This window comes from Brucella haematophila (genome assembly GCF_005938105.1).
Lineage (GTDB): Bacteria > Pseudomonadota > Alphaproteobacteria > Rhizobiales > Rhizobiaceae > Brucella > Brucella haematophila.
In genome coordinates this window covers 450961-463445 of the sequence record NZ_VCPE01000001.1, presented here as the reverse complement: position 1 = coordinate 463445, position 12485 = coordinate 450961, and the positions used below count along the sequence as shown (strand labels likewise).

Below are 12485 nucleotides of genomic sequence, written 5' to 3'. Positions count from 1 at the left end.
TTAGACCTGAAATTCCAGCGAACCGGCCAGAACCATCAAATTGCCCACCATCCTGATCTGCTGGCGGCTTTCGAGGCGGTTCTTGTCGCTGGAGGAGCGTTGGAACACGCTCTGTTTGATGGTGTCCTCGACGCTCTCGATCCAGACGAGATCAGCGTAGGCGCGGCACCGGCCTGCCCAGGAGGCATGCATACGACGTGGCGTGACCACCGCATTGCCGGTAGCGTCGTCGGACATATTGGTGGCAAACGCTGCGCCTTCCTCGTCGTCAGCCAGCTTGGCGCGCGGATAGAGCAGCGAAACATAGGACTGCCAGTCGTAACGAATGCGCGAGAGCGTGGCGGGTACCATGATGTCGAGCCACGCTTCATCATCCACATTGAGATTGGATTTCCGATAGGTGGTGATTAGGCGCGAGATCGTGACCGAGCCATCCGACAGGCATTCGAAGGTCGAAACGCCACGGCGGAGCAACAGGTCGCGTTCGGTATCGATGAACTGATCGACGGCACCCGGTGCGTCTGCACCTGGAACCGTGAGCGACCGGAGCTGGCGGGCAGGATCGTTTGCCAGATGGAAGCTTGCAAGGCCCATCACTGCGGCCGACAGCACCCACGAGCTGGTTGGCGACCCATTCAGACCCACGGCCGTCAGGAACGGGCAATTGGTCAACTGTCCCCAGGCACCAAGCTCGGCAAACGTACCGCTCTTGCCGACATAGCCATGCGCATCGAGCTTGGACATGGCGGTGAAACGACCTGTCAGGAAGTCAGCGAAGATGCCCATATTGGTCGGGTCGCTGAAGGGATGCTGGATAGCCGTGTACCAGGTGTTGGCAATCACATCGAGCGCGTCGGTCAAATCGGGATTGCCCGAACCGCCAGACATTGGCGCGATTGCGACCGTCAGGCCGGACGGCAGTGGCTGCGCTTCGACATCAACGCGCAGATCGATATCGTTTCCGACTTCGCCGCCGTGACGACTGGTGACGGTGACAACACCCGCCGCAGCTGCGGCCGTGACTGGCAGACTGGCATTGTCATTGACGGCTGCGGCAAGAGCTGCTGCAAGTTGCGCGATAGTGTCCGTAGACTTGGCAGTGAATCGGACCTGCTGACCGGCAACCTTGAAGCGCAGCACAACCGAGGCCGAAACAGCACCGGCAAAGGTAAAGGAGCCTGTTGCCTTGACCGCATCCGCGTCGTCGGCAACCGCCATCACGAACAATGCCTGCGTGGTGTTGGCCTTGCGGAAGGCAGCAACCTGTTCGGCACCGATCGAGCCAAGACCGAACAGCGCCTGACCTTCGGTGCCACGCACCACTTCGGTGATGGTTCCAGGCTGCAAAGTGCCGGTGGCGAGCTTCAGGCCGATGATCAGGTTTTGCACCGGATAATCGAAGATGCCCAGATTGCGGTAGTTCGGCTTGATCTCAAGGAACGTACCAGGAGAACGCCAATCGGAAGGGATTTCGTCAAAGGTGAAGTCGGCCATTCTTATTTACCTCCGGTTTTGGCCTTGCTGGCCGTCTCTTCAGTGTTGGTTTCCGGTTCCGTCACGGCAGGCGCGGAAGCTACGGCCTTCGCTCCGATCTCGATCAGATCGCCATCCTTCAGGCGGCGGCGGATATAGTGAGTGACAGGAACCATCGCGCCGTCCTTTGGCCAGTCACGGCCATCTTCCATGGGCACGTTGCGGCCGGGCGCGAGCTTCAGCTTTTTCTCAAGCATGGCTTTCCTCGGTGTTGATGGTGTCGGAAATGACAGGTTCTTCTTCGCCGTTCGTGATCCAGGTGATGCCGAGCGACTTGAGGTCATCGAGCGTCTTGATCTGGAAGGCGGAAAGCGGTGACGTGAAACGCACGTCGAAATCGACCTGCGCAAGAACAGTGGCATCATCGGCCCAGCCATCGGCATAGATGGCTTCGGCGCGTGTAACCGTGCAGGTGCCAATGTCCGGCAGTGTGCAGCCGCTCAAAAGGACGCTCGATACGTCGATCATGGCATCAAGGCCGATATCGAACTTGTCGCCCTTGAACCGGGCATCAAGATTGCTCGACGCCTTCACGACCAGGACAAGCCGCCAGTTGGCTACGCCCGACAGCAAGCGCCCATGGTCGCGATCGGGCTGAAGGCCCATCCATGCGAGACCGATGAATGGCTTCAGACGAACGATGCGCTCAAATTCCTTGACGGTCAGAACGGCTGGAACGCGGGCGATCTGGAATTTCTTTTCCGGGAATGCGAGGCGCAACCGTGCGAGAATGGCGGCTTCCATGACCCGGATCGGCGCTTTGGTGAGTTCAGGTTCAGCCATCTCACCAGCCCTTCATGGATTCATCGGTGAATATGGCGGGACGGCCGGAAAAGCGTGGGCCGTTCGACTTCCCAAAATTACCAGCGGATGCCGCTTCGATGGAGATCAGGCCCTTGGCGATGTTTTCCAGCCAGGTAATGACTTCCTTGCGTTCAAGGCGCATCTGTTCGGTCGGCTCGGTACGCTCGCCTTTTGCCAGATCGTAACGGGCGAGCACACATGCAGCGCGCACGATATCCTTCGGCACCTCTGCGAGTGGCACCTTGTAACGGCCGCGCAGATAGCCGTCGATCAGCGCCGTGGCGTCTGCCAGGGCAACTTCGATCTTGGCCGGATCAAGAGTTTCGGCTTCACGGTCTTCCGGCATGGAAAGCCGAACCATTTCCGTGTTGCCGAAACGCTCGACCATATTTGCGACTGTGGCGTACAAGTGCCGTTCTCCGGTTTAAGGTGGAAGCCGCCTGCCGCGACGGCTTCCGGGTCATGGCCTGTTTCAGCGGCGGCCCGTTATTAGTCTTCGAGTTCGATCAGTTCAGTGACCAGATCGGGATCGCCCAAAATCTGGTTGAGCTGGATCGGCTCAAACATGTCGGTCGGATATTCACTCGTGCCATTGTGGCGACGACCGCCACGGCGGATGCCTTCGACCTTTGCTGTGATGCGTATGCCGTTGCATCCAAACTTGCCGTGCTTGGCGACATAGGCTTCGACAGCAGCTGCGATGAAATCAAAGCCCGCTTCTTTCGCGGCCTGGACGGATGCTGCGACAATCGCATCGATTTCGATCTCGGAACCCGCCGCCGTCGTATCGTTGACGGGACCGACCGGATTGCCGGTCCCGTCATTGGTCGCAGTCGCCGGGCGGGTATTGGTGGTCGAGGCATCGCGCTGGACGGCACCGCTGTTCTGGCCGGTGCTGTCCGGGTTGTTCGGCAGTGGGCCACCAACCGGCTCGGCGGCAGGCACTTTCTTGGTGTCGTCGGTTGGCTTTGCAGCTTTTGCCATGTTCTTGCTCCGTTGTTTCAGGGCTTTTCAAAGGGGTCTTGAGACCCTTTTGAGAAACCCTCCCGCCCGTTATGGCGGGAGTGCTTTTCAGTTCTTCTCGATCGGCTATTCGATGAGCGTTCGGGGAACTGGAAGCGGCAGGCGCATATCCATGGTTTTCGACTTGGAAAGGATGGAAACATCTGCCGGTCGTAACATCGCGACCATGGCCAGACCTGATGCAGGTTCAAGGCGCATGTCCTGACTGACGGTCGCCACCAGTGCCGTGACGGGCACAAGCGCTTCGTGGTTGCCAAGATAGAAATCGACAGGATTGGAGAGGATTTTCTCATAGGCGGGAATATCAACAGCCGATGCCGGGGCAATCGACGTGAAGGCCAGGATGGCCATCATCGCAAACATGCTGCTGAAAAGAATACCCACTTTCCTCATGGTAAAACTCCGGGTTCAAGTGCAGTGACAGGGTAGTCCGGTATGCACCGCCCGCAGTCGGTGCGGGCGGAACTCTTGAAGCGCGCTACATCAGGCCAGCAGCGGGATAACAACCGGCTCGGCTGTGCCCTTCCATTCGTTGCTCTCGCCATTGATCAGCTCGTTGAGCAGCAGCTTGCGGGCGGCACCCTCCAGCGTGGACGGCACGAGCAACTTGCGCGGATTGATGGAGATCACTTCGCCGTTGCGTTTGCGGATGGAGGTCATCGCGGCGCGGGCGGCAGCGTAGTTCTCTCCGTTAAGCGGCAGCTTGGACTTGTAGATCAGCTGCCAGAGGCCATAACCGGCATTGCAACGACCATCGACGCCATAGACCGCCTTGCCACCGAAGAAGACGGTATCGTCGGTCGCCTGATCCTTGCGGATAAGCTGGAAGCTCTTGCGGCTCTGATAGATGATCGGCTTGATGACCTGACTGTCATCGACCAGATACCAGGCCGGAGACGAACCGGCAGCGAAGTTGGAGACCGACGTTTCCTTGCCGTCCTCATCGTAACCGGGATGGTCGGTGTCGAAGAAGTTCTGACCGTCATAGCACTTGGTGGTTTCGCCCTTTTTCAGAAGCGGGAACACCAGCTGGTCGGGGAACTGTGCGGCGTTCTGGCCGAGCTGTGACGCTGTCGAGGACAGGAAACCCAGCTGATCGTCCTCGACCTGACTGATGCGAACGCCGATCGTGCCTTCAAATTCCTTGTTGCGGATCGTGTAGGTCTGCATCGACAAATCGTGCACGACACGGTCGCCGACCCACTCACGAATACCCGGCAGATCGTCCATGCGCGGATATTCATTGGCCGCTGTGGTCGATGGAACGGTCATGGCGACGGTCTGATAATGCGTCGTCGTGGAACCAAGCTGGGTATTGAACGCTGTCGAAAGGGCCGTGTAGAGGCCGCGCATTGTGGATGGAGTGATATCCATGGGTAGTTTTTCCTTATGCGCCGACAGAAACCCACGTGCGGTCATCGCCGAGACCGGCAATGGTGCCGACCTTCAGCTTGCCGCCCGTAGCGTCGAGCGTGAGAGTTGCATCATCGGTGGCGTAGACCGGCTTGCCGATGTCGGCGAAAGCGGCCACAAATTCGAAACCGCGTGTGTCGCGGATGGCGGTAACGGTCTGATCGCCATCAACACCATCGCGGTTGTCGACATGGAATTCCGCCAGCCCGACGATCGCAACCGCGTCGGCATGGGCTGCCGGAACCGCCAGACCGGCGGCGGTGACGGCGACGATCGCCCGACCGAAAAAGCGGATACCCGCCTTAACCGGATAGCCGAACCGGGTACCGTCGCGGCTCGGGATTTCGAGATCGCGAGTAGCAACCATCAGAACATCTCCTTCTGGGACTTCTTGGTTTTGGCGAACTCGGCCTGATCAAGCCCCATCAGTTCGCAAAGGTGGCGATCTTCTGGAGTAAGCGCTGGATCGCCGCCTTCCTTTGGGGTGTAGCCGCGAAGCGTGGTCGAATGCAGCGAAGGGAGAAGCTTGATCTCGTCCTCGACTTCCTGGGCATTCTTCATATGGCGGCTGATGAAATGCTCGCGGAGCGTAGGGACCACCTTGCCCTCTTCAACAGCGCGATTAATGACGGCTTCTGCCGTCTTGCGCGCAGTGTCGTTGGTCAGGATGGTAACCTTCGACTGAAGCTCGGTGACGGTCTTACGCAGCTCGACCTTCTCGGCATCGTCGCCCGACTGGCGGGACTGCAACGAGGTGACGATCTGTTCGCCAGAGGCATCAATGTTGACGCCAGCTGTTTCTACGACCTTGGCAAGCGTTGCCGAATGCAAGGTTTTCTCCGCAACGGCGGCGAGGATCGCAGCCGCGTCGGCGTCTTCTGGAAGGCCAAGCGCCTTCCGCAGTTCTTCTTCCATGTCCGGTTCTCCGGTTAGGTTGGCTGTATGAAGGGAGTTGAGCTTGAGGTTCGGATCGTTGGTGAGCGAAGCCCGGCCGATCTCAATGACGCGGTGCGGCTTGCCTTCGGTCACGAAGAGCGCTGGCGACAGGTAGCCATATTCGCGGTCGCCGATGGCGCTCTTGCCGCGAGCGTTCCATTCGACCTTGCCCCAGATGCCGTCCTCGCGAGCTTCCATGTCCACGATCCAGCCAACCGCAGGGCTTTCAAATCCCTGCGTGCCGAGCTTGTCTGTGGAATGATTGATATCGAGTGGTAGCTTGCGGCCGGAATTGCGGAACTGTGCGACGATCTGCTGGAGATCACCGGCAATGTACGGGCCGCGACCGTCTGCGCCGCTGAAGGTGCCAGCAGGCATCAGGTGCACCCATTCCGGCACAGCGGTTACCGACACGTCATCGACGGTCGGAAGGTTCATCATAAGGGAGGTCAGACGCTTTTTCATGAACGTGAGAAAACCACGTTCGGCAAAAGCTTATCATGCCCGCGACGGCGGGCACCCATGAAAGGGCTTTAAATACGGCGTTGAAGTGCGCTGAAAACCGTCTCGGAGATCATGACCTGGTCATCGTCGGAAATGCCGAGGAATGGACGGGCTTCTATCGTAACCGACTTTGCCAGCAGAATGCCAGATGCCAGACGAAAAACAAGATGTGAAGCACTTTTCGGCTTGATGGTCGCGCCGAGCTGGTGAACGGCGGCATAAATCGTGTTGGTTCCAACCGTCACCTGGTCACGGCCTGCGCGATGATTGATGCTATCGCGCAGACGCCCGCTTTCCGTCAGGATACGGCTATTGCGCTTGGTTTTCTTGTATTCGGAGTTCAGAGCCTTCCAGGCCACGCCATCCGGTGATTTCTGCGAAACGAACCTACGATGTGTCGACCCGACCAGGCCGGTGCCAATTGCGCTCATGATCGGGGTTGTGTCGCCCATTGCGGTAATCAGCCGGGTGAAGGCTTGATGGACGGCCTTGTCCTCGATCTGGACATTGATGGAAACACCGCTCATTGCGCCTCTCCATCAAGCCAGCTCATGCCGGGATTATATTCAAAGCCCGGATCGACGCCCTGGGGAACACGGACGGTGCGCCCGCCCACTTCCTCGGCGCGAAACACCAGATCGGGGGAATGGTCGGGAGCGGATTTTCCCTGACGGCGCAGGCCACCATCAGAAACCGGCGTCACGAAACAACCGCAGCGCCAGCCGTTCGGCGGATAGTTCGTGCGCCAGAAAGTGTCGTCGGCACGAAGCACCATACCGTCCCAGGACAAATGTTCCTTGCGCGGATGAAGCGAACCGGAATGGTTATATTGCCAGTAGGGAAAGGCTTCGAGCGTTTCTGGCTCGGTGAGTTTGGCATAGCGACCGGCAGCATAGGCGGTCCGCAGATTGGTGTCGAAGATTATGCGAGTGCGCCAGTTCCGCTTGCCGCGATAGTCCCAGCCGTGCTTTTCAACGATGCCATCAAACGCCTGGCGGAACTCTTCGATTGTTGTGCCTTCTTCAAGCGCCCTTTGGATCTCGCGACGGAAGTCATGGAGCAGCGCATCCGTGGCGGCTCCGGCGACCATAAAAGCCCGTGAATGGGCCGCTGCATAAACATCGGTCCAGACTTGCGTCTTGACGTTGGCCTTGCCACGGAAAAAGCGGATGGCCTCATCAAAGGGCAGATCGAGTGCTGAAATCGTATCCGTCATGTCCGAGGCTCCGGAAGCATCAAAATTGAAGGCGAATTGAAGGCCACTGGCGCGCGTTTTCTAATTTTTGCGGGCACACTTCACATTGGAAGCGAACGCGCGCCTGTGGGGCGTTATTTTCGACCGACAATGTCATCGATCAAAGCGGCCTGTCCGGCGAGATGTGACAGGGCCATTCCGCGCGCCATGGCCTGTGACAACTCATCTGGTGAGAGCTTCATCCGGGCGAGCTGGTCAGCCGCATCGGCTATTGTTTCCGCTGACATGAGTACCTTACGGATTTCTTCAGCAAGGCCACCTAGTGCTCCGGCAGCATCATCCTGGAGTCGGTCGGTCAGCTTGCCAATGATGCCTTCGGTTGGGGATTGCTGTTCGCGAGCGTTGAGCATCTTGCGAATTGAATTGAGTTCCGGTGCGCGGCCCTCGGCATCAAAAAGACGATCCGTTGCCGATGGCTGGCGACCACCGATCAGTTCTTCACCCTCCTGCGGTGCCGGGACACCAAGACGTTCGCGAATGTATGACGCTCCGGCCGTCAGCCCGTGCTTGGCAAATTTGTCGAAGGCTTCCGAGAACTCCTTCAGCATCACCTCATCAGGACGACCAACCCGCACGATCGGATAATGATCCTGCGGCCCGAAGTTCATCGCAACCAGATTCGGAATAAGCTGGCGAATGATGGTGGCCGTGATCATCATGGCGTCGGAACGTTCGATATCCTCCTGGACGAGGCGATGTTCCTGGGCGACGGCATGACCACCGGAAACAGCGTCGGTCGTTGTGGTCTGGCCAAGGACAGCCTTTGATATCTGCCGGTCCATCCAGTCGGCGCGACGTTCGTAAAGGTCGATTGAAGTGCCCTTTGCGGCCACTTCCTGAAACTCGATCTTCATGCTGTCGGGCATGATCGCGGCCATATCGCCCGCGATCTGTGTCACCGCGCGCCAGAGGACGTCCTTGTCCTCTTCCTTGGCATCACCTTCGTAACGGCCGATACGGATCGGCATGCCGAAGTTCTGCACAAAGATCGCCCAGTCCTTGAGCGTGAAACTCTTGTACATCCATGCCCACGATGCCACACGGGCGATACCCGAACGGATCGTCAGGCCCGACTTTGATGGGTGGCGATGAATGATAAATTTGTTTGCTGGCAACGGTTCTTCAGTCGGATCATCGCGAAGCACGACTGTTTCACCATCGGCACGGGCAAAGGTAAACCACCGCTGCGGCCGATATGTAATCTCGCGCGGCTCCCACCGGCTAAGCCGGGTTTGCCAATCGATCTCCATGACGGAGAATCCTTTGCCGATCGCGTCGAGCATATCGAAAAGGCATGCCCGCAGCACATCATCATTGATCCACGACTGGACGAACTCGGCGTGTTTCTTGTGATCGGCCGCGTCACTGGCAGACTTCACGGTAATCGGGAGCTGCGCCACGGATCGCTTGCGTGTGGACATCACCCCGAAATAATGAAGGTCGCGCTCCTCGATGTCCTCGGCAAGCTCCAGATAGGAGAGCGGATCACCTTCAGCAGCTGCGCGATGAATGGCGGAAAGACGACGCGGGTTAAGCCCCTCGGCCGGATGACCGGATATGACGGGACGAACGCCGCCGGTTGTCGGCCCCGCATAGGGTCTGGTGACTTCCTGCCGCTTCAGCGGATTGCCATACTGATCGACCAACTGTGCCATCAGAGCGAACCTCTCAATTGTGGATTAATCGAACGCTCACGATCATCTGATCGGCTGCGGCCATCGGACGGCACATTGCGGCGTGTTTCGTAGCCGTATTCCATATGCGGTGTACTGGCGGCATGGATGCCAAGGAAAGCAGCCCAGGTCCTGTCGGCGTGATCGTCGTCTCTCTCGGCAACAAATCGCGGCGCGCCGGTTGGCGATGTGACCTTGCGCAGTTTGTGCAGATCGGAGCGAAGCGGAACATCGCCCATCGGTATGCGGACGGTCCGGTCTTCGAAACGCTCTTTGCCGCCGTTTGCCATGATCAGCTTGCTGCCGGTACTAAACAGGACGCCCTCGACACGACGACCGTAGCGGCGCTGTGCGTCCTCGACCACCTTTTCGCCCATGCCGGTCTGGTCGATGCAGGCCCGCGCCACACGGTAGCGCATCATCACATCATCAAAAGCGGCATCCATGTCGGCAAAGGTGGCGCGCTTTTGCTCGATGATCTCGCGACACCACAAGACATCGCCGATCTCTTCCCATACCCAGATCACATGAAGGTCGTTGCGTCGGCCGATATCGCGCCCGACATAGCAAGCGTTGCCCTGATAGCCTTGGGGGCTTCCTGCATCATCGTCTTCGACCGATGAGATCAGTTCGTAGGACAGCCAGGCGCTTGCCTCATCGAGATATTGCAGCTCATATTCCTGTGCCCAGGCATCTTCGTCGGCAATACCGGCACGCAGTTCCTCAATGTTGCGTGGCAAACCGTCTTTGACCGCCTGATAGATATCGACAACATGACGTGACCAGGTATCGTCGTTGGCAGTGTCCAGTTCGAAGAATTTCCCGCTCTTGCCATTCGGTGTCGATGTGACGCGCAGCTTCCAGTTGGCCGAGATTACCGGAAAGAGCGCTTTCCAGATCGCGTTACTGTCTTTGTGAAAAGCGAACTCATCCAAGAATACGTTGGCAGAGAAGCCGCGCGCCGTGTCGGGATTTGCTGGAAGAGCCGTGATGCGGGTGCCATGCGGCAATGTCACTTCCAGCGCCTTGTAGCTGCCGGTATCACCCTGCCAATCAAACTCGTTGGCGTCGAACGCCATGCCGTAAGCCTTGGCGTGAGGGTATATTCCTTCCAACATGGCTTCACGGGCTTGACGTTCACCACGGCTCAATATCACCCACCGTGTACGCTGGCTCTTGATCGCATGCTCAAAACTGTCATCAACGCATTCAAGTGTTGTGGTGAACGTCTTGCCGGTTTGGCGGGCAAATTTGCCAATTTTGAAACGGCTTTTATCTGTGAGCCAGCGGCGCTGATAACCGTAAAGCAAAGGTTGTGTCATCAGGATGTCCCATAAGCTTCACGGATCATGCGCAGGATTTCTTCGCCATCCACCTTGCGACCTGCTTTCTCGACAGCGTCCGTCGCGTCACCGACCGCCTTCGCCAGTTTGGCACTGGCTTCCTGTTCGGCCTTGCGGCGATGCTCAGCAGAATGGCGTTGCGCAACCACGGTTTCCTTATACGCGCGCGCCAGTTCCATGGCGTTTTTAGAATTAAGACCATCGCCGTCGAGCAGCTCATCGATGAGCGTTTTGAGGAACTCACCGAGAACTATATCGGACCGACCGATTTCTTCAGGCGTTAGCTTCTCGGCGATACCAGCATAGATGTAACGGCGCTCTTCCAGTTGATCGGTTCGACGACGAAGACGAGTGGATTTACGATTAAAAGCCGACTTCGATATCGGGCCAATGCCCTTGACCTCCAGACGATCATTCAGCTCAAAAAGAATATCCGCCTGACTGCGGCGGCGTTCGTTGAGCTGACTGATTGCCCAGACAACATCGTCCTGGGCTTCTTCAGGCAACAATTCCATGCTGTCGAGCCGGGAACGGCCGCGCCTGTCGTTTGCCATGGTATGTTACTCCACATCGCCCGGTCGCTGGATGCCTTCGAGGACGAGACGGCGCTCAACATGATCGCGGCCGGTCCTGGTCAACGTGGCGATGAGGGCTGTGCCTGCGGCACTGATACGAACAGCGCCAGCTTCGGATTCGAGCCAGCGCATCTGATTGCGCAGATATTCGCGGGTGCGTTTGTAGCCGAACACCTCCAGCTCGCGTTCAAGCAGGCTGTCGTTCAGACTGGCATTCGTCTCCATCGCGAGCGCCTTCAGGATGATGAGGCGTACATTCTGATCGACAAAATCCTTGTAACCCGCCGTCATTCCTAACGTCCTTTCTGCATCAAAAATTCTTCAACACGGCGCGTCGTCCGTTCGGTTGCCTCCGATGACTTCGCCATAATTCCCATCTGGCCTTTGATCTCCGTGATCGCGAGCTGGAGCTGATGGACGGTTTCGGTATTCGGCATGTGCGACAGATCATTCTCGACCTTTGACAGGCGATGCTCGTGATCCGAAACCCTGGCGGATATCTCCTTCGCGCCCTTGCCGATGTAACCGCTGACCACTCCAAGGAAGGCCGCAGCCGCCAGCAAGAAATTGATGAGCTGCCCGATCTGGGCGAGTGAGATATTCTCCAGCATTAACGACGCCCCCTGGACTGCTCGCGTTCAAGTTTGCTCTGACAATCCACACACCGACGCGCCGATGGCAGAGCTGCAAGCCGCTCCGGTTCGATCTCTTCGCCGCAGCGGACGCAAATGTCTGATCCGTCTCCAATCAATGCAGCTGACGCGGCAGCGATTCCCGCGTCCCGCTCTTGCTCGGCGCGCAGATCGGCAAGCTCATGTGCCCTGTTGCCGGCTTCCATCACTTCGGCCGCTCCGCTGGCACGGGCACCGCGTCGATGGCAGCAATGGCTGCACCGCGCCGTTGTTCGCAGACGGCAAGTGCGGCGCGATCCTTGCCCCAAAGTGGCGTTAGCTCTTTCGCTGACAGCGCGCGATCAGGCAGGGTGACAGGTGGGTCGCATGGCTTGCGCGCTTCAGACGGCACTTGACCCCTGATGAATTCAGTACGGAGGATTGGCTTTTCCTCCAAGGAACTGGTTGTTGAGCAGCCGTGAGCGATCGACATCGATGCCACTACCAGGAGTGTCAGAAAGTGCCGCATTGGCATCCTCCAATTGAGAAACTTGGTTCTTGAGGCGGGAGATTTCCGCTTGCGCCTTTTCGTTCAAGGCGTTCGCAGCTTTCATCTGCTCGATGATGTTCTTTGCAGCCGTTTCATTGGCCGTGGCAATTTGCGCGGACCAATGGGCATCGCGTGCTTTCTCGGCGATGGCGACCGCATCGCCGATCGTATCGCGCAAGGTGCGGACAGCACCGAAAGCCAAAACCGAAGCCGCCAGAAGAACAACGGCGGCGATCATGATCTGCGATGTCCACTTGGCGAACCA

Annotated in this window: 19 protein-coding genes; all 19 read right to left on the bottom strand. The window is 58.1% G+C overall.

Going from position 1 to position 12485, the window contains the following annotated elements; translation table 11 throughout:
- The 19 genes from FGI60_RS02170 to FGI60_RS02080 all read right to left on the bottom strand — a co-directional run bounded on the left by FGI60_RS02170 (position 1) and on the right by FGI60_RS02080 (position 12458).
- Positions 1-1494: a phage tail protein gene (locus tag FGI60_RS02170; protein ID WP_138783723.1), complete on the bottom strand. Its 1494-nt coding sequence runs from the start codon at positions 1492-1494 to the stop codon at positions 1-3.
- Between the two features lie 2 nt (positions 1495-1496).
- Positions 1497-1730 carry a DUF2635 domain-containing protein gene (locus FGI60_RS02165; protein WP_138783722.1) on the bottom strand — a complete coding sequence of 78 codons (234 nt, stop codon included), beginning with the start codon at positions 1728-1730 and terminating at the stop codon, positions 1497-1499.
- Positions 1723-2316 (bottom strand): hypothetical protein, encoded by a 594-nt coding sequence (locus FGI60_RS02160; protein ID WP_138783721.1) that lies wholly within the window; start codon positions 2314-2316, stop codon positions 1723-1725. The genes FGI60_RS02165 and FGI60_RS02160 overlap by 8 nt, the downstream gene beginning before the upstream one ends.
- Position 2317: 1 nt before the next feature.
- The gene (locus FGI60_RS02155) at positions 2318-2746 is read right to left on the bottom strand and encodes a gp436 family protein (protein ID WP_138783720.1); all 429 of its coding nucleotides are present in this window, start codon (positions 2744-2746) and stop codon (positions 2318-2320) included.
- Between the two features lie 80 nt (positions 2747-2826).
- A complete protein-coding gene (locus tag FGI60_RS02150; protein ID WP_138783719.1) occupies positions 2827-3321 on the bottom strand; it encodes a hypothetical protein in 495 nt (164 codons plus the stop codon).
- A 105-nt stretch (positions 3322-3426) separates the two neighbouring features.
- The gene (locus FGI60_RS02145; RefSeq protein ID WP_138783718.1) at positions 3427-3753 is read right to left on the bottom strand and encodes a hypothetical protein; all 327 of its coding nucleotides are present in this window, start codon (positions 3751-3753) and stop codon (positions 3427-3429) included.
- A gap of 90 nt (positions 3754-3843) precedes the next feature.
- The gene (locus tag FGI60_RS02140; protein ID WP_138783717.1) at positions 3844-4734 is read right to left on the bottom strand and encodes a Mu-like prophage major head subunit gpT family protein; all 891 of its coding nucleotides are present in this window, start codon (positions 4732-4734) and stop codon (positions 3844-3846) included.
- A 13-nt stretch (positions 4735-4747) separates the two neighbouring features.
- Positions 4748-5140: a hypothetical protein gene (locus FGI60_RS02135; RefSeq protein WP_138783716.1), complete on the bottom strand. Its 393-nt coding sequence runs from the start codon at positions 5138-5140 to the stop codon at positions 4748-4750.
- Positions 5140-6174, bottom strand: coding sequence for a phage protease (locus tag FGI60_RS02130; RefSeq protein WP_138783715.1), 1035 nt, complete (start codon positions 6172-6174; stop codon positions 5140-5142). Before FGI60_RS02130 ends, FGI60_RS02135 begins: the two co-directional genes overlap by 1 nt.
- A gap of 68 nt (positions 6175-6242) precedes the next feature.
- The gene (locus tag FGI60_RS02125) at positions 6243-6740 is read right to left on the bottom strand and encodes a phage virion morphogenesis protein (protein ID WP_138783714.1); all 498 of its coding nucleotides are present in this window, start codon (positions 6738-6740) and stop codon (positions 6243-6245) included.
- Entirely contained in the window at positions 6737-7429 is a 693-nt protein-coding gene (locus FGI60_RS02120; protein WP_138783713.1) for a phage head morphogenesis protein, read from the bottom strand. The genes FGI60_RS02125 and FGI60_RS02120 overlap by 4 nt, the downstream gene beginning before the upstream one ends.
- Before the next feature lie 113 nt (positions 7430-7542).
- Complete coding sequence (locus tag FGI60_RS02115) at positions 7543-9123, bottom strand: DUF935 domain-containing protein (RefSeq protein WP_138783712.1); 1581 nt, start codon at positions 9121-9123, stop codon at positions 7543-7545.
- Positions 9123-10463: a terminase large subunit domain-containing protein gene (locus tag FGI60_RS02110; RefSeq protein ID WP_138783711.1), complete on the bottom strand. Its 1341-nt coding sequence runs from the start codon at positions 10461-10463 to the stop codon at positions 9123-9125. The genes FGI60_RS02115 and FGI60_RS02110 overlap by 1 nt, the downstream gene beginning before the upstream one ends.
- Complete coding sequence (locus FGI60_RS02105; RefSeq protein WP_138783710.1) at positions 10463-11038, bottom strand: phage protein Gp27 family protein; 576 nt, start codon at positions 11036-11038, stop codon at positions 10463-10465. The genes FGI60_RS02110 and FGI60_RS02105 overlap by 1 nt, the downstream gene beginning before the upstream one ends.
- A gap of 6 nt (positions 11039-11044) precedes the next feature.
- The gene (locus FGI60_RS02100) at positions 11045-11350 is read right to left on the bottom strand and encodes a VpaChn25_0724 family phage protein (protein WP_138783709.1); all 306 of its coding nucleotides are present in this window, start codon (positions 11348-11350) and stop codon (positions 11045-11047) included.
- A gap of 2 nt (positions 11351-11352) precedes the next feature.
- Positions 11353-11670 carry a DUF2730 family protein gene (locus FGI60_RS02095; RefSeq protein WP_138783708.1) on the bottom strand — a complete coding sequence of 106 codons (318 nt, stop codon included), beginning with the start codon at positions 11668-11670 and terminating at the stop codon, positions 11353-11355.
- Complete coding sequence (locus FGI60_RS02090) at positions 11670-11897, bottom strand: TraR/DksA C4-type zinc finger protein (RefSeq protein WP_138783707.1); 228 nt, start codon at positions 11895-11897, stop codon at positions 11670-11672. The genes FGI60_RS02095 and FGI60_RS02090 overlap by 1 nt, the downstream gene beginning before the upstream one ends.
- The gene (locus FGI60_RS02085) at positions 11897-12082 is read right to left on the bottom strand and encodes a hypothetical protein (protein ID WP_235819048.1); all 186 of its coding nucleotides are present in this window, start codon (positions 12080-12082) and stop codon (positions 11897-11899) included. The genes FGI60_RS02090 and FGI60_RS02085 overlap by 1 nt, the downstream gene beginning before the upstream one ends.
- Before the next feature lie 16 nt (positions 12083-12098).
- Positions 12099-12458 (bottom strand): hypothetical protein, encoded by a 360-nt coding sequence (locus tag FGI60_RS02080; RefSeq protein WP_138783705.1) that lies wholly within the window; start codon positions 12456-12458, stop codon positions 12099-12101.
- Between the last annotated feature and the right edge of the window lie 27 nt (positions 12459-12485).

Excerpts from the sequence above, each read along its gene's own strand:
- FGI60_RS02080 (WP_138783705.1), bottom strand. The coding sequence starts at position 12,458 with ATGATCGCCGCCGTTGTTCTTCTGGCGGCTTCGGTTTTGGCTTTCGGT.
- FGI60_RS02100 (WP_138783709.1), bottom strand. The coding sequence starts at position 11,350 with ATGACGGCGGGTTACAAGGATTTTGTCGATCAGAATGTACGCCTCATC.
- FGI60_RS02145 (WP_138783718.1), bottom strand. The coding sequence starts at position 3,753 with ATGAGGAAAGTGGGTATTCTTTTCAGCAGCATGTTTGCGATGATGGCC.
- FGI60_RS02090 (WP_138783707.1), bottom strand. The coding sequence starts at position 11,897 with ATGGAAGCCGGCAACAGGGCACATGAGCTTGCCGATCTGCGCGCCGAG.
- FGI60_RS02125 (WP_138783714.1), bottom strand. The coding sequence starts at position 6,740 with ATGAGCGGTGTTTCCATCAATGTCCAGATCGAGGACAAGGCCGTCCAT.
- FGI60_RS02135 (WP_138783716.1), bottom strand. The coding sequence starts at position 5,140 with ATGGTTGCTACTCGCGATCTCGAAATCCCGAGCCGCGACGGTACCCGG.
- FGI60_RS02120 (WP_138783713.1), bottom strand. The coding sequence starts at position 7,429 with ATGACGGATACGATTTCAGCACTCGATCTGCCCTTTGATGAGGCCATC.
- FGI60_RS02160 (WP_138783721.1), bottom strand. The coding sequence starts at position 2,316 with ATGGCTGAACCTGAACTCACCAAAGCGCCGATCCGGGTCATGGAAGCC.
- FGI60_RS02170 (WP_138783723.1), bottom strand. The coding sequence starts at position 1,494 with ATGGCCGACTTCACCTTTGACGAAATCCCTTCCGATTGGCGTTCTCCT.
- FGI60_RS02130 (WP_138783715.1), bottom strand. The coding sequence starts at position 6,174 with ATGAAAAAGCGTCTGACCTCCCTTATGATGAACCTTCCGACCGTCGAT.
- FGI60_RS02105 (WP_138783710.1), bottom strand. The coding sequence starts at position 11,038 with ATGGCAAACGACAGGCGCGGCCGTTCCCGGCTCGACAGCATGGAATTG.
- FGI60_RS02165 (WP_138783722.1), bottom strand. The coding sequence starts at position 1,730 with ATGCTTGAGAAAAAGCTGAAGCTCGCGCCCGGCCGCAACGTGCCCATG.
- FGI60_RS02115 (WP_138783712.1), bottom strand. The coding sequence starts at position 9,123 with ATGGCACAGTTGGTCGATCAGTATGGCAATCCGCTGAAGCGGCAGGAA.
- FGI60_RS02095 (WP_138783708.1), bottom strand. The coding sequence starts at position 11,670 with ATGCTGGAGAATATCTCACTCGCCCAGATCGGGCAGCTCATCAATTTC.
- FGI60_RS02110 (WP_138783711.1), bottom strand. The coding sequence starts at position 10,463 with ATGACACAACCTTTGCTTTACGGTTATCAGCGCCGCTGGCTCACAGAT.
- FGI60_RS02150 (WP_138783719.1), bottom strand. The coding sequence starts at position 3,321 with ATGGCAAAAGCTGCAAAGCCAACCGACGACACCAAGAAAGTGCCTGCC.
- FGI60_RS02140 (WP_138783717.1), bottom strand. The coding sequence starts at position 4,734 with ATGGATATCACTCCATCCACAATGCGCGGCCTCTACACGGCCCTTTCG.